Source organism: Polaromonas sp. P1_E11 (assembly GCF_056405995.1).
In genome coordinates this window covers 1,134,243-1,157,763 of record NZ_JBFUBA010000002.1, presented here as the reverse complement: position 1 = coordinate 1,157,763, position 23,521 = coordinate 1,134,243, and the positions used below count along the sequence as shown (strand labels likewise).

The following is a 23,521-nucleotide window of genomic DNA, read 5'->3' as shown; positions in this document are numbered from 1 at the left end:
CATGTCACGATTCCAAGTCAAAAAAGTCGCCGTACTCGGCGCCGGCGTTATGGGTGCGCAGATCGCCGCCCACCTGGTCAACGTCAAGGTGCCGGTGGTGCTGTTCGACCTCGCCGCCAAGGAGGGTCCGAAGAACGGCATCGTCATCAAGGCAGTCGAAGGCCTCAAGAAGCTCAAGCCCGCCCCGTTGGGCGTGCCAGAAGACGCGGCGCTGATCCAGCAGGCCAACTACGAAGAGAACATGGAGCTGCTCAGGGAGTGCGACCTCATCATCGAGGCGATTGCCGAGCGCATGGACTGGAAGACCGACCTGTACCACAAGATCGCGCCCTTCATTGCTGAAGGTGCCATCGTGGCCAGCAACACCTCGGGCCTGTCGATCACCAAGCTCAGCGAGGCGCTGCCTGAATCCATCAAGCCGCGCTTTTGCGGCATTCATTTCTTCAACCCGCCGCGCTACATGACGCTGGTGGAGCTGATCAACACGCCGACCACCGAACCCAAGGTGCTGGACGACCTGGAGGCCTTTGTCACCAGCGCGTTGGGCAAGGGCGTGATCCGTGCCCACGACACCCCCAACTTCATCGCCAACCGCGTGGGTATCGCCAGCATGCTGGCCACCATCAAGGAGGCCGAAACTTTCGGTCTGACCTATGACGTGGTCGATGACCTCACCGGCAAGAAGCTGGGCCGCGCCAGCTCAGGCACCTTCCGCACCGCCGACGTGGTGGGCCTGGACACCATGGCCCACGTCATCAAGACGCTGCAAGACAACCTTGGCCCCGGCAAGGTAGAAGACCCGTTTTCCGATGTCTACGGCACGCCACCCGTGCTGGCCAAGCTGCTTGAATCGAAAAGCCTGGGCCAGAAGACCGGCGCCGGTTTCTACAAAAAACAGGGCCGCGACATCCTGCGCCTGGACCCCGAGAGCATGGAATACGTGCCCGCCGGCGCCAAGGCCAATGAAGTTGTCGGCCGCATGCTGAAAAAGCCCGCGGGCGAGCGCCTCAAGCTTTTGCGCGAAGCCGAGGGCGCCGAAGCGCGCTTCCTCTGGGCCATCCTGCGCGACCAGTTCCACTATGCCGCCGTGCATCTGGAAAGCATTGCCGAAACCGCACGCGACATCGACTTCGCCATGCGCTGGGGTTTTGGTTCCAAGCAAGGCCCCTTCGAGTTGTGGCAGCAAGCCGGCTGGAAGCAGGTCGCTACCTGGATCCAGGAAGACATTGACGCCGGCAAAGCGCTGTCCAAAGCGCCGCTGCCTGACTGGGTGTTCAAGGGTCCGGTGGCCGACGCCGGTGGCGTGCATACGGCCGAAGGTTCGTGGAGCGCATCTGCCAAGAAATTCATCCCGCGCCGCCAGCTGCCGGTCTATGAGCGCCAGGTCTTCCCCGAAGACGTGCTCGGCGCCAAGGCGCCCGCGTTCGAGACGGCAGGCACCACGCTGCATGAAGACGACGCGATCCGCCTCTGGACGCTGGACGGTGTGAATGGCGACGTGCTGATCGCCAGCATCAAGACCAAGATGCATGCCATCAGCCCCGACGTGGCTGAAGGTTTGGCGATGGGTGTGGACCTGGCCGAGAAAAGCTACAAGGGCATGGTCATCTGGTCCAACGACGAGATGTTCTCCGCAGGCGCCGACCTGCAGGCCATGCTGCCCGCCTTCATGATGGGCGGCGCCAAGGCGATTGAAGGGGCAGAGGCCGAACTGCAGAACGTGATGCTCAAGCTGCGTTATGCGGCTGTGCCCGTAGTGTCGGCCATTCGCGGCCTGGCGCTGGGCGGTGGCTGCGAAATGGCGGTGTATTCGGCCAAGCGTGTGGCCGCGATGGAAAGCTACATCGGCCTGGTCGAAGTCGGCGTGGGCCTGGTGCCCGGCGCCGGTGGCCTGGCCTACATTGCCCGCCGCGCCGCAGAAAATGCCGGCACCTCGACCAACAAGGACATCCTGCCCTTCCTTACCGAAGGCTTCACGGCTGCTGCGATGGCCAAAGTCGGCACCAGCGCGATTGAAAGCCGCAAGATTGGCTATTTGCTCGACAGCGACGTGATCGTGCCGAACAAGGACGAGCTGCTGTTCGTGGCGCTGAATGAGGCGCGCGCCCTGTTCAACTCCGGCTACCGCGCACCGCACAGGCGCCAGTTCCCGGTGGTGGGCCGCAGCGGCCTGGCCACCATCAAGGGCCAGCTGGTCAACATGCGCGACGGCGGCTTCATCAGCGCGCACGACTTCCACATCGCCGGCCTGATCGCGGGTGTGGTCTGCGGCGGTGATGTCGATGCCGGCACGCTGGTGACGGAAGAGTATTTGATGACCCTGGAGCGCAAAGCTTTCTGCTCTCTTCTTGAGCATCCAAAAACCCAGGAGCGAATCATGGGAATGATGAGCACCGGCAAACCAGTCAGAAACTGATGAACACCCCCATCGGACACTCACTGCGTGTAGCGCCTTTCCCCCTTGCAGGGGGCAACGCCTGCGGCCCGGCAAAGCCGGTTCCGCGGCGTTTGCTGGCCGGGAGAAGTTCATGAGCGACCAACAACCCAACCGTCTGGCGCGGCAGCTGCAGCGGCTTGAGGAAGTACCGGCGTTTGCCCGCGGCTGGTTCCGCAGCGTGGTGCTGCGCCGCGCTGTGCCATTCACCGGCACCGCCGGCCTGGACTTTATTGAGATGGGCACGGTCCGGGTCGAGATCGGCATCAAAAACGAGAAGAAGGTGCAGAACCACATCGGCGGCGTGCATGCCTCGGCCATGAACCTGCTGGCGGAAACCGCCACCGGCATGGTGGTCGGCATGAACGTGCGCGACGACTGCATCCCGCTGGCCAAGGAACTCAAGATGGCGTTCAGAAAGCGCGCCACCGGCGCCCTGCGCGCGGTGGCCACCTTGAGCGACGAGCAGCGCGCGGCCATGCAGGCCAGCGACAAGGGCGAAGTCACCGTGCCGGTCACCGTGACCGATGAAGCCGGCGTCAACCCGGTCGAATGCGAATTTGTCTGGGCCTGGATCCCCTCCGGCCCACGGAAAAGTTAACCGAGAAATTGAAGGAAACCATCATGGCCAAACAAGTCCAGGAAGCTTATATCGTCGCCGCTACACGCACGCCAATCGGGCGCTCGGGCCGCGGCTATTTCCGCAACATGCGGCCCGATGACCTGCTGGTCAAGGCGCTGCAGGCCGCGTTGGCGCAAGTGCCTTCGCTCGATCCGAAGGCAATTGAAGACATCATCTGCGGCTGCGCCATCCCCGAAGGCCCGCAAGGCCTGAATGTGGCGCGCATAGGCGCGGTGCTGGCCGGCCTGCCCACCAGCGTGGGCGGCATCACCGTCAACCGCTTTTGCGCCTCCGGCCTCTCGGCGATCCAGATGGCGGCCGACCGCATCCGCGTGGGCGAAGCCGACGTGATGATCGCCGCCGGCACCGAGAGCATGAGCATGGTGCCCATGTCGGGCAACTCGCCTTCACTGTCGCCCAGTATGTTTATGAACGACGAGAACGTCGGCATCGCCTACGGCATGGGCTTGACGGCCGAGAAGGTGGCGCAGCAGTGGAAGGTTTCGCGCGAAGCGCAAGACCAGTTCGCGCTCGAGTCACACCTCAAGGCCATCAAGGCGCAGCAGGCCGGCGAGTTCAGCAACGAGATCACGCCGGTTGAGGTGACCGACCGCACCGCCAACCTGGAAACCGGCGAAGTCGTCGCCAAGACGCGCACCGTGAGCCTGGATGAAGGCCCACGGCCTGATACCTCGCTGGAAGGCCTGGCCAAACTCAAGACGGTGTTTGCCGCGCGCGGCTCGGTCACCGCCGGCAACAGCTCGCAGACCTCCGATGGTGCGGGTGCGCTGGTATTGGCCAGCGAAAAGGCGGTCAAGGACTTCGGCCTGAAGCCGCTCGCCCGCTTTGTCAGCTACGCCGCCAAGGGCGTGCCGCCCGAGATCATGGGCATTGGCCCGATCGAAGCCATCCCCGCGGCCTTGCGTTATGCCGGCCTCAAGCAGGAAGACATCGACTGGTTTGAATTGAATGAAGCCTTTGCCGCACAGTCGCTGGCGGTGATCAATACACTCAAGCTCGACGCCTCCAAAGTCAACCGCATGGGCGGCGCAATCGCCCTGGGCCATCCGCTGGGTGCGACGGGTGCGATCCGCGCTGCGACTGTGATCCACGCATTGCATCGCCACCAGCTCAAGTACGGCATGGTGACCATGTGCGTAGGTATGGGTCAGGGCGCTGCGGGTATTTTCGAACGCGTGTAAGGCCGTGGGCGGCGACCCCGCTGTCGCGCTTGCGGCAGCGGTTATGGCAGCTGCGGGGCAGACTGGGCTTTTCCTGACTGGAGACAGAAGATGGAGCGAACTACGGTTCTGACCCAGGACTCCTGGGCGCTGGCGGCGACGGTGTTTGCAGCAGACCCCCCGGAAGGTCTGGCCCGCGGCGGTGTTTTGCTGGCCGGTGCCATGGCCACCCCGCAGCAGCACTACGAGCCTTTTGCCCGCTGGCTGGCCGCGCAGGGTTTTACCGTGCTGACACTCGATTACCGCGGCACTTTTGCCTCCGGCGGTGAGCGTGTGGCGTCCACCGATGCCACCTTCGACACCTGGGGACAGCAGGACGTGAGCGCCGCTGCCCGGTTCCTGCGGCAACGTGTGCCGGACCTTCCGCTTTACTACCTGGGGCACAGCCTGGGCGGGCAATTGTTTGCCAGCTCCGAAACTACGCACCTCTTTCAGCGTGCCGTGCTGGTTGCCAGTGGCAGCGGTTACTGGCCGCGCCTGCGCAAAGCGGTGCCGCGTTGGGGCCTGTTTGCCGCCACCCAGATCTGGGCGCCCTTGCTGGTACCGTTGTTCGGTTACTTCCCGGGCCGGAAACTGCGCAAGGTTGGCAACATTCCCGCAGGTGTGATGCGGCAATGGACGCGCTGGTGTCGCCATCCGGACTACCTGGCGCGTGATGCCCATCAGCGTGAACGTTTTGAACGCGTGCAGACGCCCATCACCTACTTCAACTCAAGCGATGACGAGGTCTTTTCACAGTGGTCGTCAGACCGGTTTGTGGCCTTGTTCGGTGTGCGACGTGAACCGGTGCAATGCATGACCCTTGACCCGGGAAATCTGGGTGTCAGGCATATAGGCCACTTCGGCTACTTTCGCGACAAGCTGCGTGCCAGCTTCTGGCCGCAGCTTGTGCAACACCTTCACGCCTGATGCGTGTGCCCGGTTTCAGTTCATCCATTTCCAGGAGCACGTGATGCAGATGCAGATCCTCAGTTCAGGCACGGCGCAACTGTCCACTCGCGTTTATGCGCCTTCTTCGCCTGCGCGTGCCAGCGTGGTCATCGGTGGCGCCATGGGTGTGCGGCAAGACTATTACGCACCGTTTGCGCAGTGGCTTTCTGCCCAGGGCTTTTGCGTCACCACTTTTGACTACCGGGGTTCGGGCGAGTCCTTGCCCAACACCGCCAGCGGCAGCCTGCGTGGTTTCAAGGCCGACCTGCTCGACTGGGCCGCCGACTATGAGGCTGTGGTGGATGCCGCCAAGGCAGCCTTGCCGGATACACCGCTTTACCTGCTGGGTCACAGCCTGGGTGCGCAGCTGCCGGGTTTCCTGAAGAATCAGGACAAGATCGATGGCCTCGTCAGCATTGCGGCAGGAAGCGGTTACTGGCGCGACAATGCACCGCAGCTCAGGCGCCTGATTCTGTACTTCTGGTATGTGCTGGTGCCTTTGGCCACGCGCCTTTGCGGTTATTTCCCCGGGCGCAGGCTCAAAAAAGTCGGCGACCTGCCAGCCGGCGTGATGCTGCAGTGGCGCAAGTGGTGCCTGGATCCGCACTACAGCGTGGGGGCCGAGGGAGAAAGCGCACGGCTGAGTTATGGGCGGGTCAGTTTTCCGGTGACCGCGCTGTCCATGACAGACGACGAGCTGATGACCTGGCGCGGCACGCAAAACCTCATCAACCTGTACAGCAATGCACCGCGCAGCTTTGAACGCATCGCACCGGCAGACCTCAAGGTCAGGCGCATCGGGCATTTTGGCTTCTTCCGCGAACAGTTCAACCAGACCTTGTGGCCGCGCGCCCAGCAGATCATCGACGGCATGACCGGTGCCGCCAAAGCCCCGGTTTGAAGCGGAAAGCCCCATCACACCTGCCGACATGACAAGCACGCATACTTTTGACGACGCGCTCAGGCTGGAAGCTGCCGGCAGCGACAGGCCCGACACCTGGCTGGGTCACAGCAGCCCTGAGTACTGGAACATGGTGGGCCCCTTCGGCGGCACTACCGCGGCCACGGCCCTGCGTGCCATCCTGCTGCACCCGGCACTGCTGGGCGAGCCGGTGGCGCTGACTGTGAACTATGCGGCGGCCATGGCAGAAGGGCCGTTCACCGTCACGGCCAGGCCGGCCCGCACCAACCGTTCCACCCAGCATTGGGTGGTGGAGTTGTCGCAGGACGGCGACGTCGCCGGTGCCGTGATGACAGCCACAGCCGTCACGGCCGTGCGGCGCGAGACCTGGAGCCTCAACGACACGCCCATGCCCGCGGTCACGCTGGCCGACGCTTCGGGCAGGCTGCGGTTTTCAACATCCGCATGGACGAGTCGCTACGACATGCGGCCGGTGCGCGGCGCGATTCCGCACGTTTGGGACGGCAGCGGCGTAGACAGCCTCACGCAGCTATGGGTGCGCGACGACCCGCCGCGCCCGCTCGATTTCCCGGCGCTGGCGGCCATGTCTGACGTGTTCTACCCGCGTGTTTGGCTGCGCCGCGCCACGCGCGTGCCCGCAGGTACGGTTTCCATCACCACTTACTTCCATGCGGACAGCCGACAGCTAGCGCAATGCGGCGACGGCTTCTTGCTGGGCCAGGCCCGGGCCCAGGCCTTTCGCAACGGCTTTTTTGATCAGACTGCGCAGCTGTGGAGCGAAGCCGGCGTGCTGCTGGCTACCAGCACGCAGGTTGTTTATTACAAAGAATAGGCCCGCAGGCAGCGTGCATGGCCGGCCGCCTACACTTGCGTCTTAACGGAAAACACCATGAACACTCCCACCCCCATTTCCACCGGCAGCATTCCCGAAATCCTGAGCCACGTCGATGCAGGCGTGATGACCATCACGCTCAACCGTGTGGACAAAAAAAATTCCATCACTTCTGCGATGTACGGCGCCATGGCCGATGCGCTGGAGTCGGCCCACCATGATGCGGCTGTTCGTGTGGTGGTGATCCAGGGACATGAAACCATTTTTTCCGCCGGCAACGACATCGGCGACTTCCTGAACAAGCCGCCTTCAACGCCCGATTCGCCGGTTTTCCGTTTCCTGCGCGGCATCAGCAGCTTTCCCAAACCGCTGATAGCCGCTGTGTGCGGCCCCGCGGTCGGCATAGGCACCACGCTGCTGCTGCACTGCGACCTGGTCTACGCCGGAGACAACGCTGCGTTTTCCATGCCTTTCGTCAACCTGGGCCTGTGCCCTGAAGCCGCGTCGAGCTTTCTGGTGCCGCAGCTCATGGGTTACCCGCGCGCCGCCGAGGCGCTGCTGCTGGGCGAACCTTTCACGGCCGAGACCGCACTCGAGATCGGCCTCATCAACCGCATCGTGCCGCCCGCCGAAGCCAATGCGCTGGCCCAGCGGCAGGCGCAAAAGCTGGTCGCCAAACCGCTCAGCGCGCTGATGGAAACCAAGCGCCTCATGAAAAAAGGCAACGCCACCGTGGTGGCCGAGCGGATGGCCGAAGAGGGTGTGAGCTTTGGCCGCATGCTGGGCGAGCCCGCTGCGCGCGAAGCCTTTTCCGCCTTTATGGAGAAGCGCAAGCCGGATTTTTCGGCGGTTTGAATCTTGCTCCTTCCCCCAGAGGGGAAGGAGCAGCACCGATCCGCATAGGCTTTTAGATATCGAACCGGATGCCCTGCGCCAGCGGCAAGCTGCTGCCGTAGTTGACGGTATTGGTCGCGCGGCGCATATAGGCCTTCCACGAATCGGAGCCCGACTCGCGTCCACCGCCGGTTTCTTTCTCGCCACCAAAGGCGCCACCGATCTCCGCACCGCTGGTGCCGATGTTGACATTGGCAATGCCGCAGTCGGAGCCACGCGCCGAGGTGAACTGTTCGGCTTCGCGCAGATCCTGCGTGAAGACGGCCGACGACAGGCCGTGCACCACGGCATTGTTCAGCGCGATGGCTTCGTCAAAGTTGTCATAAGGCACTACGTACAGAATCGGCGCGAAGGTCTCGTGCAGCATGGGGCCGGCCTGCTCTTTCAGCTCCACGATGGCGGGGCGCACATAGTGGGCCGTGCCGTCACCCGGCTGGCGTTCGCCGAAATGCACGGTGGCGCCCAGCTTCTTCGCTTCGCCCAGGGCAGACTGCATGGCCTCAAACGCGCGGATGTCGATCAACGGGCCAACCAGCGTGCCGTCCTTGAGCGGGTTGCCGATGGGCAGGCGTTCAAACACGGCCACCAGGCGCTTGACCAGCTCCGGGTAGATCGAGCGGTGCACGATCAGGCGGCGCAGGCTGGTGCAGCGCTGGCCCGCAGTGCCTGCCGCCGCGAAAGCCGCGCCGCGCACCACCAGTTCCAGGTTGGCCGAAGGGCAGACGATGGCTGCGTTGTTGCCGCCCAGCTCCAGCAGTGAACGCTTGAAGAGGCCCGCGCAGGCGATGGCCACGTTCTTGCCCATGGCGGTGGAGCCGGTAGCGCTCACCAGTTTCACATGCGGGTGCTTGACCAGCGCCTCGCCGGTAGCGCGCTCGCCGATCAGTAATTCGCTCAGGCCTTCTGTCGCCAGGCCCAGGTTTTTCGCCGTTTGCAGCAGCAGGCCGTTGAGTCCGATGGCCGACAGCGGCGTTTTCTCCGAGGGCTTCCAGGCCAGCGTGTTGCCGCACACCAGTGCCAGCGCCGCGTTCCAGGCGAACACCGCCATCGGAAAGTTAAAGGCCGAAATGATGCCGACCACGCCCACGGGGTGCCAGGTTTCCAGCAGCTTGTGGTCGGGACGCTCGCTGGCAATCGTGAGGCCGTAGAGCTGGCGCGAAAGGCCCACGGCGAACTCGCAGATGTCGATGACTTCCTGCACCTCGCCCAGGCCTTCCTGCAAGATCTTGCCGGTCTCCAGAGAGATCAGCTGGCCCAACTCGGCCTTGTGGCGGCGCACGGTTTCACCAAAAGCGCGCACCAGCTCGCCGCGTTTGGGTGCGGGCACATTGCGCCAGTCGATGAAGCGCTGGTGGGCGTTGTTCAGTGCGCTGTCGACTTCGTTGGCGCTGTGGATGGCTACGCGCGCCAGGAAGCTGCCGTCGATGGGGGTGACCACTTCGATGGCCGCGGACGCCTTGCTGCCGAGGTCGGCGTTGACGCCCAGGGTTTTAAAGAGGGATGAAACGTCGCTGGAGTGACTCATGCGGAAGTCCTTTCGTGGGTTGTCCTGAAATCGGAAGCGGTGCAGGTGGCGAGGCTTTGCAGCCCGCGGCCCAGCCGTTCGGCGCCTTGTTGCAACGCGGCCGGTGATGGGTTGGCAAAACTCAAACGCAACCAGGGTTGTGCGGCGTTGCCGATGCTGAAGGCGGCGCCTGGTACTACCAGCACTCGATGCCGAAGCCCGAAGTCCACCCAATCTTGTGTCGGCAACAGGGGCAAGTCGCTGCGCAACCGTGCCCAGACAAACATGCCGCCTTGCGGCGCATCGAATTCGAGCAGCCCGCCGGCGTGCGCGCGCAAGGCATCGGTCAGCGTGGTTCCTTTTGCTGCGTAGGCTTTGCGCAGCATGTCCAGGTGCGATGTGATGCGATGGGAGCCCAGCATGGCTGCGAGCGTCAATTGCTCCAGCGAACCGCTGTGCACGTCGGCCGCCTGCTTGGCCAGCACCACCGCGCGCAGGATGTCCGCCGGCGCGAGCAACACACCCAGGCGAAGGGCAGGGGCCACCACTTTGGAATAGCTGGTCATGTAGGCGACCCGGGCGGGCGAGCCGGCCTGCTGGTTGAGTTGTGCGAGCGGAGGTGGCGGCGCCTCGCCAAACCACAGCTCACCATACGGGTCGTCTTCGATCAGGGTCACGCCGTACTGCGCGGCCAATTCCAGCAGACGAAGCCGCCGCGCCAACGGCATCACGGCGCCGGTCGGGTTGGCAAAGTTTGGTACGACATACAACACGCGCGGGCGTTCGGCCTGCAGGATGGATTCGAGCCGGTCGATATCCATGCCGTGTGCGTCTGTTGGAACTTCAATCAGCCGCGCACCTGCAAAACGGAAAGCCTGCAACGCGGCTGGGTAGTTGAACGATTCCACCGCGATGCCTTCGCCCGGATCGATCAGCACGCGCGCCAGCAAATCAATGGCTTGCTGCGAGCCGGTGGTGATGAGCAGCTCGGCCGCCTTGGCCGTCAGGCCGCGCTGGTTGAGAAGGGCGGCGCTGGCTTCGCGCAGTTCGGGCAAGCCTTCCGTCGCGCCGTATTGCAGGCTGCGGCCCTGTAGTTTGCTGGTCACGTCCTGCAGCGATTCACGCAGCCAGTCGGCCGGCAACAGCGCCGGGTCGGGATGCCCGCCTGCCAGAGAAATCATGCCCTCCTGGTCGGCCAGCGCCAGCATGGCGCGTATGGGTGAACCGCTGGCTTGCGCGTAAAGTGCGCGCACAGCACTCATGCGCGTGCGGCCGTCATGCCGAAAATGCCGGTGGCGTTGCCAGCGTCAAAGGCCAGGTCCAGCCGAGGCACCTGCACGGGCTCATTCGCCGCAATGGGTGTCAGTGCATCGCGCGTGATGAATTCGTAGAATGAGCCGGGCACGTCGCGCGTGATGGGGCCTTGCGGGGTGATGAACTCGCGCTGAACCGTCGCGGCACGGAAGGCGGTCTGGCGCACACGGCCGCTGGCCGACACCTCGACCTTGTCCTTGATGGGCCGGCCCAGCGCGCGCTGGCGTTCGGCCACTGCGTCCACATCACTCACGCGGTCAGTCGCATGGTTGAAAGCATTGCCTTCGGTGGCAATCCATGCCATCTCGGCGGATTCGGCCAGCAGCAATTCATAGTCATCCATGCCAAACACGCCGTGCTGGCGGTCAAAGCACTGCAAGAGTTGCGGCAACAAGCGCAGCGCCTGCGCCAGCGGCAATGCACCGTCGCGCGTGAGTTGTTCGAGGTCCGCCATATCCTGCGGGCCCAGCGGGTCGCACGAGCTGGCCAGCACACGCGTGACGGCAGACTGGAAGGGCGCGGAGAACTGCTCGGGGTGGAGCTCGGAGACAAAGAACTGCGCGATGTCTTCTGGAAAATCGTGGTGGCTGTAGGCGCGGCCCGTCATCTTCAGGCGCGGCAGCGGGTAGGTGCCCTGCAGCTCAAAACCCAGCGGGCGCAGTATGCGGGTGAAAGCAGCCTCACCTGCAGGCAAGGCACCACTGGGCCAGCGCACAGTGCGCAGCGCACCGTGGTCAAACACCACCTGGCGTTTTTGCGCCACCACGTCGCTGGCGATGTAGTCCTGCCCGGCCGGCACGCGCTGCACCAGGCCGTGGAACAACGCCATGTTCAGCGCCTGCGCCAGCTCTGCGCGGGTGACGCTGCCCGAGGCGGCTTGCTGCAGCGACGGGTGAACGTACATCTGCTCATGGATATCTTTGACGGCTTCTGTAGACAGGCAACAGGCGAGGAGCTTCTGGAGATGGGTCATTTTCAGGCGTGGTGTTGGCGGGTGAAAGCCGGATTTTCGGTAGTTTCGGTGTCACGCACAAATGATGTATTTCGATGGAGTCATGAGATATATTCATGCAATGCGCCGAAAAATCCCTTCTACCCAGGCCCTTCTGGCCTTTGAGGCGGCGGCCCACCGCGGCAGCTTTACGCTCGCGGCGCAAGACCTCTCGGTGAGCCAGAGCGCGGTCAGCCACCAGATCCTGGGGCTGGAGCAGGACCTGGATGTGAGTCTCTTCTTGCGCCTTCCACGGCAGCTCGAACTGACCGACGCCGGCCGTTCGCTGCTGGCGCGGGTCAGCCCGGCGCTGGATTCGCTGGAGGCCGCCATGCTGGATCTGGTGTCGTCCAAAGGCGAGGGCGGCACGCTGGAGCTGGGCGTGGTGCCCACCTTTGCCACCAAGTGGCTGATCCCGCGCATGCCGTCTTTTTTGAAAGCGCACCCGCATGTGACGCTGAACCTGGCCACGCGCCTGCAGCCTTTTGATTTTTCATTGACGGGGCTGGACGCCGCCATCCACTATGGCCGGCCCGACTGGCCAGGCACCGAGTCCGAATACCTGATGGGTGAAGACAGCGTGGTGGTGTGCAGCCCGCTGCTCATGAAAAAGCGCCAGCTGCGCCGCCCGGCTGATGTCCTGAAGTTCACGCTCATTCACCAGAGCACGCGCCCGCACGCCTGGCGCGACTGGTTTCAGCTGGCCGGCATTGACGATGCGCAGGGCGCAGGCACCGGCCCCAAATACGAGCTCTTTTCCATGATCGCGCAGGCCGTGAAGGCCGGGCTGGGGCTGGCGGTGCTGCCGCGCTTCCTGGTGGCCGACGATATCGCTGACGGTACGCTGGCTGTGCCCTTTGATCTTTCGTTGAGCTCTGACTTTGCTTACTACCTGGTCTGGCCTTCACAGAAAACCAGCTGGCGACCGCTGGTGCAGTTGCGCGGCTGGCTGCGCGAGCAGGCTTCAGAGACTACCCAACCCTGACACATCACGGGTTATCGGCGGGCGCCAGGCTCTGTGCCGGCCGCCGCAGCGTGCTGTCAAACGGATTGATCTGCGCGCTGATGGCGGTGGCTTCACGCTTGAGCAACTCCACCACCGTGGGCAGGCGGTCGGGGCTCAGGCGTGACGAGATGGTGCCTACGCTGAGTGCGGCGACGGCACGGCCTTCTCGATCCAGCACGGGCACGCCGACGCCGGCCATACCATCGAGCAGATTGGTGTTGCGCCCGGCGTAGCCAAGTTCGCGCACGCGTTCGATCTCGGTGCGCAGATAGACCTCGTCGTACACGCCGAACTCGCGCACACGCGGCAGGTTGTAGCGGATCACTTCTTCACGCTCTGTCTCGGGCAAAAACGCCAGGATGGCCAGACCGCCCTGGCCCATGCCCAGCGCCACGCGCCCGCCGATGTCGCCGGTGAAAGAGCGAATCGGAAACGGACCTTCACTGCGGTCCAGGCAGACGGCGTCAAAGCCGCTGCGCACCAGCAAAAAGATAGTGTCGCCCAGGCTGGCACACAGCCGCAGCATTGAAGGCCGGCACAGGCTGCGCAGGTCCATGGTGTTGCCTGCCTGCGCGGCCAGTGCAAAAAAATCAATGCTCAGGCGATACAGCTTTGAGCCGGTTTCCTGCTCCACCACACGTTCTGCCACCAGGCTTTGCAGGATGCGGTGCGTGGTGGCTTGGGTGAGACCCGTGGCCTTGGCGATGTGGGTGATGCGCCCGCCCCTGGCCTGCGTGGCGGCCAGCGCCCGGATGATGGAAAAGGCGCGCTGCACGCTGCTGGAGCTATTGTCATCGTCTTTCATGGCGTCTCCCTTGGCGGAATCAGTATGGCGTTAAGTGTATATAAATTCCGTTCAACGGAATAAATCAAATAAAGATATCTCTATACGGAATAACCTATTGACGATTTTTTATGCGATGCCATAGCATGAAGTCATCAGGGTGTCATCGTTTTGCACATCGTTTTGCTGTGCGGCGCTGGTCATTCCCCTTGTTGCAGAGGTGCTCCCCATGTCTTTTTTGACCCTGGCGAATGTGAACAAGTCTTATGGCGCCACCCGCGCTGTGGCCGACATGAACCTGTCGGTGGAAAAGGGCGAGTTCGTCTCGCTGCTCGGCCCTTCGGGTTGCGGCAAGACCACCACCTTGCAAATGATTGCAGGCTTTTGTGAGGTGACGTCGGGTCAGGTCACGCTGGACGGCCGCGACATCACCCACGCCAAACCCAATTCGCGCGGCCTGGGCATCGTGTTCCAGAGCTACGCGCTCTTCCCCCACATGAGCGTGTACGACAACGTCAGTTTCGGCCTGGAGATGCGCCACGTGCCCAAGGAAGAGCGCGCTGAGCGCGTGAAGGCCGCGCTGGCGCTGGTGCACCTGGAGGCGCACGCAACCCGCTACCCGCGTGAACTGTCGGGCGGCCAGCGCCAGCGTGTAGCCCTGGCGCGTGCGTTGGTCATCTCGCCGCCCGTGCTGCTGCTGGATGAGCCACTCTCCAACCTGGACGCCAAACTGCGCGAGGAAATGCAGTTTGAGCTGCGGCAAATCCAGCGCAAGGTCGGCACCACCACCGTGATGGTCACGCACGACCAGACCGAAGCGATGTCCATCAGCGACCGCGTAGTGGTGATGGAAGCCGGCCGCGTGACGCAGATCGACGAACCGCACCGCTTGTATGAACATCCGCAGACACGCTTTATCTCCAGCTTTGTCGGCAAGGCCAATTTGCTCGAAGGCCGCGTAATGGCCACCGGCCCCTGGGCCACCGTGCATGTGGGCGGCAATGTGCCGCTGGAAGTCCAGGCTCCTGGTGTTTCAGAGGGTGATGCCGTGGTGCTAAGCCTGCGCCCCGAAAAAATCCGCCTGGTGCCTGAAGCCCAGGGCCGCATAGGCGGCACGGTGCACGAGCGCTTCTTCCTTGGCAGCCAGTGGCTCTACCAGGTGTCGACCGCCGCCGGCCGCCTTGCAGTGGTTTGCCCCAATGACGGCACAGCGCCCGCCGAAGAAGGCGCCAACGTGGGTCTGGACTGGACCGCCCAGCAGGTGCGCCTGCTGCCCGGCGCGCAAGGGGTGCCGGCATGAACAGCACGGCCGTGGCCGCACCGATGACATCGGCCCGGGCCAGTGCATCGCGCACGCCGTGGCTGCTGTCGGCGCCGGCCTTCACGCTGTTTGCCTGCCTGTTGCTGGTGCCGCTGGCGCTCACCGCGGTGCTGTCGTTCCAGGTGTTTGACCACGCCACCGGCGTGAAGAACAGTTTCACCCTGGCGCATTACGCCGCCGTGCTGACGGACGACTACTACCACGGCATCTTCTGGCGCACGCTGTGGATTTCGGCGCTCACCACGCTGATCTGCATCGTTGTCGGCGCGCCCGAAGCCTATGTGCTCAGCCGCATGCGCAGCCCCTGGCGCTCGATTTTGTTGCTGGTGGTGCTGGCACCGCTGCTGGTGTCGGTGGTGGTGCGGGCGTTTGGGTGGAGCATGCTGCTCGGCCCCGAAGGCGTGGTCAACCAGGCCATGCGCGCCGTGGGCCTGCCGTCCATGCGCATCCTCTATACCGAAGCGGCCGTGGTCATCGCGCTGGTGCATGTGATGCTGCCCTTCATGGTGATCCCGGTGTGGACCTCGCTGCAAAAGCTGGACCCGGGCGTTGAAGACGCAGCGCTGTCGCTGCAGGCCTCGCACTTCACCACCTTGCGCCGCATCATCTTTCCGCAGGTGCTTCCGGGCATCCTGTCGGGCAGCCTGATCGTGTTCGGCCTTTCCGCCAGCGCCTTCGCGATTCCCGGCCTGCTGGGCGGGCGGCGTTTGAAGATGGTGGCGACGGTGGTGTATGACGAATACCTGCACGAACTCAACTGGCCGCTGGGCGCGGCCATTGCGCTCACGCTACTGCTGGCCAACCTGGCCATCATGCTGAGCTACAACCGCGTCCTTGAGCGCTCTTATAAAAAGTCTTTGGGATAAGGAGCGCACCATGTCCAAAAACGGTCCCCTCGCGCTGCTCTTCAACGCGCTCGTCATCACCTTCATGCTGGCGCCGCTGGTCATTGTGTGTGTGGTCGCCTTCACGCCCGGCAACACGCTGGCCATTCCGACCACGGAGTTTTCATTGCGCTGGTTCCGCGCGGTGTTTGCGCATTCGGACTTTGTGCAGTCCTTCAAGAACAGCCTCTGGCTGGCGTCCATCTCCGCCACGCTGGCGACCTTGCTGGCCGTGCCGGCCGGGCTGGCGATTGCGCGCCACAGTTTTCCAGGCCGTGATTTTCTCAATGGCCTGTTCCTCTCGCCGCTCATCATTCCACATCTGGTGTTGGGCGTGGCCTTGCTGCGCACCTTCTCGCTGATCGGCGCGACCGGCAGCTTCTTCTGGCTGGCGCTGGCGCATGTGGTCATCATCACGCCCTATGTGCTGCGGCTGGTGCTGGCCTCGGTTGAGGGCAGCGACCGCAGCGCCGAGCAGGCGGCCCTCTCCCTGGGCGCAAGCCAGGCGACGGTGTTTGTGCGCGTCACGCTGCCGATGATCCTGCCTGGCGTTACCGGCGGCTGGCTGCTCGCTTTCATCAACAGCTTCGATGAGGTGACCATGTCGATCTTTGTCACCGCGCCCTCCACCGTGACCTTGCCGGTGCGGATGTACATGTATGCGACCGAGTCGATAGACCCCTTGATGGCGGCCGTCTCGGCCCTCATGGTGGCGCTCACGGCTGTGGCCATGCTGGTGCTGGACCGCATCTACGGCCTCGACAAGATCCTGGTCGGACACAAATGAAATCAACCATTGAAATTGCCGGGGTGAGCCACAAGCCTGCAGCCCTGCTTCACCGCCTGGCCGAAGGCAACCGCAAACCGGTGAACTTTGTGCTCAATGGGCAAGCCCTGAAGGCCCTGGCCGGCGACACCGTGCTGACGGCGGTGCTGACGCACAGCGCGCAGTTGCGCTTCAGCGAATTCAGCGGCGAGCCGCGCGCCGGCTTTTGCATGATGGGCGCTTGCCAGGACTGCTGGGTCGCGACCGAATCGGGCCGGCGCCTGCGTGCCTGCAGCACCTTCATTGAAGAAGGCATGCGGCTGGTGACTGGCGCGGAGGGACCGGTATGAGCACGCAGGCGGTGATTGTGGGCGCCGGCCCGGCCGGCGTGCGCGCTGCCGAGGCGCTGGTGGCGCATGGCCTGCGTCCCGTGGTGGTGGACGAAGCGCCGCGCTGGGGCGGGCAGATCTACCGCCAGCCGCCCGCGGGTTTCTCGCGGTCCAAAGAGGCGCTGTATGGTTTTGATGCCGGGCGCGCCGAAACGGTGCATGAGGCCATGGCCGGCATCCTGGACAAGGTTGATTACCGCCCCGACACCCTGGTCTGGAGCGCTGAAGGCGGCAAGCTCGACTTGCTTCATCACGGGCTGATGAGCACGCTGCCCTACAGCCATCTCATCGTTGCCACCGGTGCGGCGGACCGTGTCCTGCCTTTTCCCGGCTGGACTTTGCCTGGCGTCTACACGCTGGGCGCCGCGCAGGTGGCCCTGAAATTCCAGGGCTGCGCGATCGGTTCGCGCGTGGTGTTTGCCGGCACCGGGCCGCTGCTGTATTTAATTGCTTGCCAGTACGCCAGGGCCGGCGCCAATGTTGCGGCGGTGCTTGATACAGCCAGTTTTGCAGGCAAGGCCGCCGCCGTGCCCGCCATGCTGCGCCAGCCGGCGCTGTTGGCCAAGGGCCTTTATTACCTGGGCTGGTTGCGCATGCATGGCATCGCGGTGCACCAGGGCGTAGAACTGGTACGCGCCACAGGCGACGAACGCGTGCAGGCGATGCACTGGCGCAAGGCCGGCCGAACGCATGAGATCGCCTGCGACGGCGTGGGTTTTGGCTACGCGCTGCGGCCCGAAACGCAACTGGCCGATTTGCTGGGCTGCCGTTTTCGCTATGACAGCCTGCAGCGTGGCGCATTGCCCGAGCGCGACGCCATGGGCCGCTCCAGCGTGGCAGGTGTTTACCTGGCCGGCGATGGTGCCGGCATCATGGGCGCTGATGCCGCGGAATGGGCTGGCGAGCGTGCCGCGCTGGCGCTGCTGGCGGACACCGGGCACAGGATCGATGTGGCACGCGCGGCCTCGCTCGAAAACCAGCTTTCGCGTACGGCGGTCTTTCGCCGGGGGCTGGAGCGCGCCTTTCCGTTTCCCGCTGGTTGGGCTGCAGCCGCCCCTGATGAACTGGTGGTCTGCCGCTGTGAAGAAATCACCGCAGGTGAGCTGCGCCAGTGCGTGGCCGACACCGGCGCGCGCGAGATAAACCGCCTCAAGGCGCTGACGCGGGTGGGCATGGGGCGCTGCCAGGGTCGTACCTGCAGCGTGGCGGCGGCGGAAATCCTTGCACAGGCCTGCGGGGTACAGCCTGATGGCGTCGGCCGGCTGCGCGGGCAGGCGCCCATCAAGCCGCTGCCGTTTTCGGCCATGGCCGACCAGGCGATGAAGCAGGAGGGCGTGTAATGGAATGCGTCACGGCAGACGTTGCGATTGTGGGCGGCGGCATCATGGGCTCGTCGGCGGCGCTGTTCCTGCGCCGTATGGGTTTGTCGGTCGTGCTGCTCGAGCGTGACCTGTGCGGTTCGCGCTCCAGCGGTGTCAACTACGGCGGCGTGCGCCGCCAGGGCCGGCCGATCAGCCAGCTGCCGCTTTCGCAGCGCGCGCAGGGCTTGTGGACGCAATTGCCCGAACTGATCGGCATCGACGGCGAATACCTCCCTTCGGGGCACCTCAAGATCGCGCGCAGCGAAGCCGACATGGTCTCGCTCGAAAGCTACCGCGAGCGCACGTTGGGCTTCGGCATGGATTTGCAGATGCTCTCCATGCGGGCCTTGCGCGAACGCTGCCCGTGGCTGGGAAAAGCTGCCATAGGCGCCTCGCTGTGCCCTGGTGACGGGCAGGCCAACCCGCGCCTCGTGTCGCCGGCCTTTGCAATGGCCGCGCGCAAGCTCGGCGCCGACGTACGCGAACAGACCCGGGTGGACGAAGTGGCACGCGACGGAGCGGTGTTTGTACTGCGCTCGGGCGATGCGCTGGAGGTTCGCGCCAGACACCTGCTCAATTGCGCAGGCGCCTGGGCAGGCGCCCTCGCGGCGCAGTTCGGTGAGCCCGTGCCCATGGAGGCCGGCCATCCCGAGATGTCGGTGACCGAACCGCTGCCCGCATTCATGAATCTCAGCCTCGGCGTGGAGGGCGGCGGTGTCTATGCCCGCCAGGTGGCGCGCGGCAACTGCGTCATCGGCGGCGGCCGGGGTTATGCACTGGATGACCAGCGTGCCCGCGCACAGCGCAGCGGCCTGTCCGGCCTGATGCAGCAAACCGTCGAGCTGCTGCCGGCGCTGAAACACGCGCACATCATCCGCACCTGGAGCGGCACCGAAGGCTACCTGCCCGACCGCCAGCCGGTGATAGGGCCGAGCGCCACCACACCGGGCCTGATTCATGCATTCGGATTCGCCGGGGGCGGCTTCCAGCTGGGGCCGGGCGTGGGTGCGGTGCTGGCCGACCTGGTGTGTGAGGGCCGCAGCGCCACGCCAATTGACGCTTTTTCGATTGAACGCTTTTCCGCAAACTCGCGTGCGACAACCGCCGGGCTCGTTTCTTCCTCCGTTGTCTAGTCCTCTTTCACAGTCCTTCTCGATTTCACTGCCTTCACTTCACCAACGCCACCAGGAGCTTTCCATGAACATCTCCCTACGATTCCTGACCGCCCGCGCTACAGCGGTGTCGCTTGCTGTTGCAGCCGCCGGCCTGGCCGGCGGAAACGCCATGGCCCAGACCAAGACGCTGTACATCGGCATGAACGGCGGCACCATGGAAAAAACCTACACCGAGAACGTCTTCGGCGCGTTCGAGAAGGCCAACAACGTCAAGGTCGTGGTCGTGCCCGGCACCTCGTCAGATATCCTGGCCAAGGCGCAGGCCAACAAGGACAACCCGCAGATGCACGTGATGTTCCTGGACGACGGCATCATGTACCGCGCTATCGGCATGGGCCTGTGCGAGAAGATGCAGGCCACCCCTGTGCTGAATGACCTGTTTCCCACGGCACGCTTCAAGGGTGACATGGCCGCCGGCGTCAACATCGGCATGACCGGCATTGCCTACAACAAGAAGATGTTCACCGAAAAAGGCTGGGCGCCGCCCACCTCGTGGATGGACATGGCCAACCCGAAGTACAAGGGCAAGGTGGTGTTCCAGTCGCTGTCGTCGTCGACCTTCGGCCTGCACGGCTTCCTGTTGTTCAACCGTATCCAGGGCGGCAATGACAAGAACGTGGAGCCCGGCTTCAAGGCCTGGCCCACCACCATAGGCCCCAACGTGCTCGAGTACATCCCGAGCTCGGCCAAGATCGCTGAAATGGTGCAAACCGGCGAGGCCGCGATGTTCCCGCTCACCCCCACCGCCGTCGGCGTGCTCAAGGAAAAAGGCCTGCCCGTGGAATACGTGCAACCCAAGGAAGGCTCTGCCGTGCTGACGGTCGGTGAATGCGTGATCGCGAAGAACAGCGAACCCGCGCTGGCCCACAAACTGGCGCAGTACCTGCTGTCGCCTGAGGCGCAGGCTGCGGCGCTGGAGTTTGGCGACCAGATTCCGTCCAACCCCAAAACCAAGGCCAGCGGCAAAGCCGCGGCGCTGGTAAGCCAGATGAATGTTTATATGAAAACGGCGACCACGGTGGACTGGGATGCCATCAACGAGAACCGCCCGGCCTGGAATGCGCGCTGGAACAAGACGGTCGAGCGCTGATCATCCATTGCCTGCACCTTTCGCAGGCGCGTGCTAAAACCCGAAGCGGGCTTTTCGGGCCACTTCGGGTTTTATGATTTTTGGGCCGCAAGCCCAGTAAAGACGAGCGCAAGCAGCTATTAAATTTATAGCAATCTAGTCGCGCCGACCGCGCAGCAAACGCAAACCATTGCCCACCACCAGCAGGCTGGCGCCCATGTCGGCAAACACCGCCATCCACATCGTCGCCGTGCCGAAGATGGCCAGCAGCAGGAAGATGCCTTTGATGCCCAGCGCCAGGCTGATGTTCTGCCACAGGATGGCATGCGTGCTTTTTGACAGCCGCACCGTTTCGGCCACACGCTCCAGGTTGTCGTTCATGATCACCACGTCGGCCGCTTCCATGGCTGTGTCGGCGCCGGCGCCGCCCATGGCGAAGCCGATGTCGGCCTGCGCCAGCGCGGGCGCGTCGTTGATGCCGTCGCCTGTCATGCCGGTGGCGCCGTAGTGCCGCTGCATTTCCCTGATGGCTTCGAGCTTGGCCTCGGGTAGCAGGTCGCCGCGCGCGTCGCTGATGCCGGCCTGCGAAGCGATGGCTTGCGCGGTGGCGGCATTGTCACCGGTCAGCATCACGGGCGTGACGCCCAGGGCCTGCAGGTCGGCAATCGCCCGCCGGGACGTTGGCTTGATGGTGTCTGCCACTGCGAACAGGGCCAGCACGCGCGTGCCGTCGGCCAGCAGCGTCACAGTGCGGCCTTGCTGTTCATGCCGGGCGAGTTCGGTTTCCAGTTCCACACCGCACAGGCCCAACTCATGGATGAGGCGGTGATTGCCCAACACGAGGCGCTGGCCCTGGGCCGTTCCCTCAACGCCACGGCCCGGCAGGGCCTTGAAGGCTTGTACCTCGGCGGCATCGGTGTTCAGTCCCGCCGCAATCGCTTTGGACACCGGATGATCAGATCGTGAGGCCATGCCGGCGGCCAGCTGTGCGGCCATCGCTGCGTCGGCATTGCCCCAGGTGCGCCAATCCACCAACCGGGGCTTGCCCTCCGTGAGGGTACCGGTCTTGTCGAGCGCGATGGCTTTGAGCAGGCGCGCCTGCTCGAGGTAGGTGCCGCCCTTGATCAGGATGCCCCGGCGCGCGGCGGCCGAGAGTCCGCTCACCACCGTGACTGGCGTGGAAATTACCAGCGCGCAGGGGCAGGCGATCACCAGCAGTACCAGCGCCTTGTATGCCGACTCTTGCCAGCTCAGGCCCGCCAGCAGCGGCATCAGCACGGCGACGGCAACGGCGATGGCGAACACTGCCGGCGTGTAGACGGCGGCAAAGCGGTCGACAAAACGTTGCGTGGGCGCGCGGCTGCCCTGGGCCTGCTCGACGGCGTGGATGATGCGTGCCAGCGTGGTGTTGCCGGCCGCCGCCGTGACGCGGATTTCCATCTCACCGGTTTCGTTGATGGTGCCAGCAAAGACGGTGTCGCCCGGCTCCTTGTCGACCGGAATGCTTTCGCCGGTGATGGGCGCCTGGTTGACCGCGCTGCTGCCCTGGGTCACCAGGCCGTCCAGCGGTACGCGCTCGCCGGGGCGTATGCGCACCAGGGCCTGCAGCGGCACGGCGGCCACCGGCGTGTTGGCCCACGCGCCACCTTCGCCCTGCATCAAGGCCTGCTCTGGTGCCATGTCCAGCAGGCCCTTGATGGCATTGCGCGCGCGATCCACGGCTTTGGCTTCGATCAGCTCGGCAATGGCATAGAGCGCCATCACCATCGCGGCTTCCGGCCACTGGCCGATCAGGAAAGCACCGGTGACGGCGACCGACATCAGGGCATTGATGTTGAGCTTGCCGCGCAGCAGGGCGGCCATGCCCTTTTTATAGGTGTCCAGGCCGGCCAGGCCAATGGCCAGCGCCGCCACCGCCATGCCGGCGATTTTCCAGGCCAGCAGCTCGGGTGCAAAAAAAGACACAGCCTCGGCGCCCACGGCCAGCACCAGCGCCGCGGCCAGGCGGGTGACACCGCTGCCAAAACCGCCGAAACCGCCATCATGGCCGTGGTCGTGCCCATGCCCCTCATGGTCGTGGCCGCCTGCATGCGCGTTGGCACCCGTCTGGGCAGGCTGCGGGTCAAACCCGGCCTTGCGGATGGCGTCCAGGGCAGTCGCACAGGCCTCTTCGCTGGCGTCTATTCGTAGCGTACGTGCACCCAGCTGGAAACCCAGGGACCGGATACCGGCGATCGGCTCCAGCGCGCGGCGGATGTCAGACTCTTCGGCGCTGCAATCCATGGTGGCGATGCGGAAAATCCGCCCCGCGGCACCGGCGGCATTGGATACAGGTGCGTGTGCGGCGTGGGCGCCGCCACAGCAGTCGCCGGTAGGGGCATCCACGCCGGAAACAAGGGTTTTTTCAGATTTCATGGCCTAATTGGAAACCCTGTAGCGGCCTTAGAGTCAAGCTGGCTGCTGAAGTGACCCTACAGCAATGTTGGGACGATGTTCAAGGAGTCGCCATGAAAATCGGAGAACTGGCCAAAACCGCGCAGACCCAGACGGAAACCATCCGTTACTACGAACGTGAGGGTCTGTTACCCGAAGCCGCGCGCACCGACGCCAATTACCGTATTTATGACGAAAGCCATGTGCAGCGCCTGGCCTTCATACGCCACTGCCGGTCGCTGGACATGACGCTGGCGGAAATTCGCGCATTGCTGAACTTCAAGGATGCGCCGGCCGGCAGCTGCGACGACGTCAACAGCCTGCTGGACGAGCACATCAGCCACGTCGCCACCCGCATCCGCGAACTCAAGGCACTGGAAAAAGACCTCAAGGTTTTGCGTGATCAGTGTGCCAGCGGCCAGGCCGGGGGCGACTGCGGCATCCTCAGCGGCCTGGAAAAAGCTGCACTGCGGCAAAGCCAGAACCGTACCCCTGCCGGGCGCGGCCATGCGCATATCCACGGCGCGCACCCGCAGGTCGGTGTGCCCGCCAAAGAAGAGGGCCGCCAAAAGCCCGCTACCGGCAAGGCGGCTGCCGAGCGCAAGTGACGAAACGCGGCCCGGTATTTTTACAAAGCACTTGCTTGCTA

General features: G+C 64.2%; 21 protein-coding genes. 16 read left to right on the top strand and 5 right to left on the bottom strand.

Going from position 1 to position 23,521, the window contains the following annotated elements; all coding sequences use genetic code 11:
• The first annotated feature begins 1 nt into the window (after position 1).
• The 7 genes from AC1D11_RS12970 (at position 2) to AC1D11_RS12940 (ending at position 7,836) form a co-directional block, all read left to right on the top strand.
• Positions 2-2,416 carry a 3-hydroxyacyl-CoA dehydrogenase/enoyl-CoA hydratase family protein gene (locus AC1D11_RS12970; protein WP_477651235.1) on the top strand — a complete coding sequence of 805 codons (2,415 nt, stop codon included), beginning with the start codon at positions 2-4 and terminating at the stop codon, positions 2,414-2,416.
• A 112-nt stretch (positions 2,417-2,528) separates the two neighbouring features.
• A complete protein-coding gene (locus tag AC1D11_RS12965) occupies positions 2,529-3,035 on the top strand; it encodes a DUF4442 domain-containing protein (protein WP_477648943.1) in 507 nt (168 codons plus the stop codon).
• Positions 3,036-3,058: 23 nt separating this feature from the next.
• On the top strand, positions 3,059-4,258 hold the full coding sequence (locus AC1D11_RS12960) for an acetyl-CoA C-acyltransferase (protein WP_477648944.1): 1,200 nt from the start codon (positions 3,059-3,061) through the stop codon (positions 4,256-4,258).
• A gap of 90 nt (positions 4,259-4,348) precedes the next feature.
• The gene (locus AC1D11_RS12955; RefSeq protein ID WP_477648945.1) at positions 4,349-5,206 is read left to right on the top strand and encodes an alpha/beta hydrolase family protein; all 858 of its coding nucleotides are present in this window, start codon (positions 4,349-4,351) and stop codon (positions 5,204-5,206) included.
• Between the two features lie 43 nt (positions 5,207-5,249).
• A complete protein-coding gene (locus AC1D11_RS12950) occupies positions 5,250-6,128 on the top strand; it encodes an alpha/beta hydrolase family protein (RefSeq protein WP_457281172.1) in 879 nt (292 codons plus the stop codon).
• A 28-nt stretch (positions 6,129-6,156) separates the two neighbouring features.
• A complete protein-coding gene (locus AC1D11_RS12945) occupies positions 6,157-6,981 on the top strand; it encodes an acyl-CoA thioesterase (RefSeq protein WP_477648946.1) in 825 nt (274 codons plus the stop codon).
• A gap of 57 nt (positions 6,982-7,038) precedes the next feature.
• Positions 7,039-7,836: an enoyl-CoA hydratase gene (locus AC1D11_RS12940; RefSeq protein ID WP_477648947.1), complete on the top strand. Its 798-nt coding sequence runs from the start codon at positions 7,039-7,041 to the stop codon at positions 7,834-7,836.
• Positions 7,837-7,888: 52 nt separating this feature from the next.
• Here the strand turns inward: AC1D11_RS12940 and amaB are convergent, their stop codons facing one another.
• Genes amaB through AC1D11_RS12925 form a run of 3 tightly spaced genes read right to left on the bottom strand, consistent with a single transcriptional unit; the run spans position 7,889 to position 11,666 of the window.
• Positions 7,889-9,400 carry an L-piperidine-6-carboxylate dehydrogenase gene (gene amaB / locus AC1D11_RS12935; protein WP_477648948.1) on the bottom strand — a complete coding sequence of 504 codons (1,512 nt, stop codon included), beginning with the start codon at positions 9,398-9,400 and terminating at the stop codon, positions 7,889-7,891.
• Positions 9,397-10,641, bottom strand: coding sequence for an aminotransferase-like domain-containing protein (locus AC1D11_RS12930; protein ID WP_477648949.1), 1,245 nt, complete (start codon positions 10,639-10,641; stop codon positions 9,397-9,399). Before AC1D11_RS12930 ends, amaB begins: the two co-directional genes overlap by 4 nt.
• On the bottom strand, positions 10,638-11,666 hold the full coding sequence (locus AC1D11_RS12925) for a 2-oxoadipate dioxygenase/decarboxylase family protein (protein ID WP_477648950.1): 1,029 nt from the start codon (positions 11,664-11,666) through the stop codon (positions 10,638-10,640). Before AC1D11_RS12925 ends, AC1D11_RS12930 begins: the two co-directional genes overlap by 4 nt.
• Before the next feature lie 100 nt (positions 11,667-11,766).
• On the opposite strand from AC1D11_RS12925, the gene AC1D11_RS12920 reads away from it, so the two are divergent.
• Positions 11,767-12,669 carry a LysR family transcriptional regulator gene (locus AC1D11_RS12920; RefSeq protein ID WP_477648951.1) on the top strand — a complete coding sequence of 301 codons (903 nt, stop codon included), beginning with the start codon at positions 11,767-11,769 and terminating at the stop codon, positions 12,667-12,669.
• A gap of 4 nt (positions 12,670-12,673) precedes the next feature.
• Here AC1D11_RS12920 and AC1D11_RS12915 read toward each other — a convergent pair whose 3' ends face one another.
• Complete coding sequence (locus tag AC1D11_RS12915) at positions 12,674-13,495, bottom strand: IclR family transcriptional regulator (protein ID WP_477648952.1); 822 nt, start codon at positions 13,493-13,495, stop codon at positions 12,674-12,676.
• A 208-nt stretch (positions 13,496-13,703) separates the two neighbouring features.
• On the opposite strand from AC1D11_RS12915, the gene AC1D11_RS12910 reads away from it, so the two are divergent.
• The 7 genes from AC1D11_RS12910 to AC1D11_RS12880 all read left to right on the top strand — a co-directional run bounded on the left by AC1D11_RS12910 (position 13,704) and on the right by AC1D11_RS12880 (position 20,460).
• Positions 13,704-14,774, top strand: coding sequence for an ABC transporter ATP-binding protein (locus tag AC1D11_RS12910; RefSeq protein ID WP_477648953.1), 1,071 nt, complete (start codon positions 13,704-13,706; stop codon positions 14,772-14,774).
• Positions 14,771-15,661 (top strand): ABC transporter permease, encoded by an 891-nt coding sequence (locus AC1D11_RS12905; protein ID WP_477648954.1) that lies wholly within the window; start codon positions 14,771-14,773, stop codon positions 15,659-15,661. Before AC1D11_RS12910 ends, AC1D11_RS12905 begins: the two co-directional genes overlap by 4 nt.
• Positions 15,662-15,671: 10 nt before the next feature.
• Entirely contained in the window at positions 15,672-16,466 is a 795-nt protein-coding gene (locus AC1D11_RS12900; protein WP_477648955.1) for an ABC transporter permease, read from the top strand.
• Positions 16,463-16,795 carry a (2Fe-2S)-binding protein gene (locus tag AC1D11_RS12895; protein WP_477648956.1) on the top strand — a complete coding sequence of 111 codons (333 nt, stop codon included), beginning with the start codon at positions 16,463-16,465 and terminating at the stop codon, positions 16,793-16,795. The genes AC1D11_RS12900 and AC1D11_RS12895 overlap by 4 nt, the downstream gene beginning before the upstream one ends.
• On the top strand, positions 16,792-18,174 hold the full coding sequence (locus AC1D11_RS12890) for an FAD/NAD(P)-dependent oxidoreductase (protein ID WP_477648957.1): 1,383 nt from the start codon (positions 16,792-16,794) through the stop codon (positions 18,172-18,174). Before AC1D11_RS12895 ends, AC1D11_RS12890 begins: the two co-directional genes overlap by 4 nt.
• A complete protein-coding gene (locus tag AC1D11_RS12885) occupies positions 18,174-19,328 on the top strand; it encodes an NAD(P)/FAD-dependent oxidoreductase (RefSeq protein WP_477648958.1) in 1,155 nt (384 codons plus the stop codon). Before AC1D11_RS12890 ends, AC1D11_RS12885 begins: the two co-directional genes overlap by 1 nt.
• Before the next feature lie 64 nt (positions 19,329-19,392).
• Complete coding sequence (locus AC1D11_RS12880; protein ID WP_477648959.1) at positions 19,393-20,460, top strand: ABC transporter substrate-binding protein; 1,068 nt, start codon at positions 19,393-19,395, stop codon at positions 20,458-20,460.
• A gap of 135 nt (positions 20,461-20,595) precedes the next feature.
• On the opposite strand, the gene AC1D11_RS12875 is transcribed toward AC1D11_RS12880, so the two are convergent.
• Positions 20,596-22,854 (bottom strand): heavy metal translocating P-type ATPase, encoded by a 2,259-nt coding sequence (locus AC1D11_RS12875; protein ID WP_477648960.1) that lies wholly within the window; start codon positions 22,852-22,854, stop codon positions 20,596-20,598.
• Between the two features lie 92 nt (positions 22,855-22,946).
• Here AC1D11_RS12875 and cadR point away from each other — a divergent pair, with 92 nt between their 5' ends.
• Positions 22,947-23,480, top strand: a complete 534-nt coding sequence (cadR, locus tag AC1D11_RS12870; protein WP_477648961.1) for a Cd(II)/Pb(II)-responsive transcriptional regulator — start codon at positions 22,947-22,949, stop codon at positions 23,478-23,480.
• Positions 23,481-23,521 lie beyond the last annotated feature (41 nt).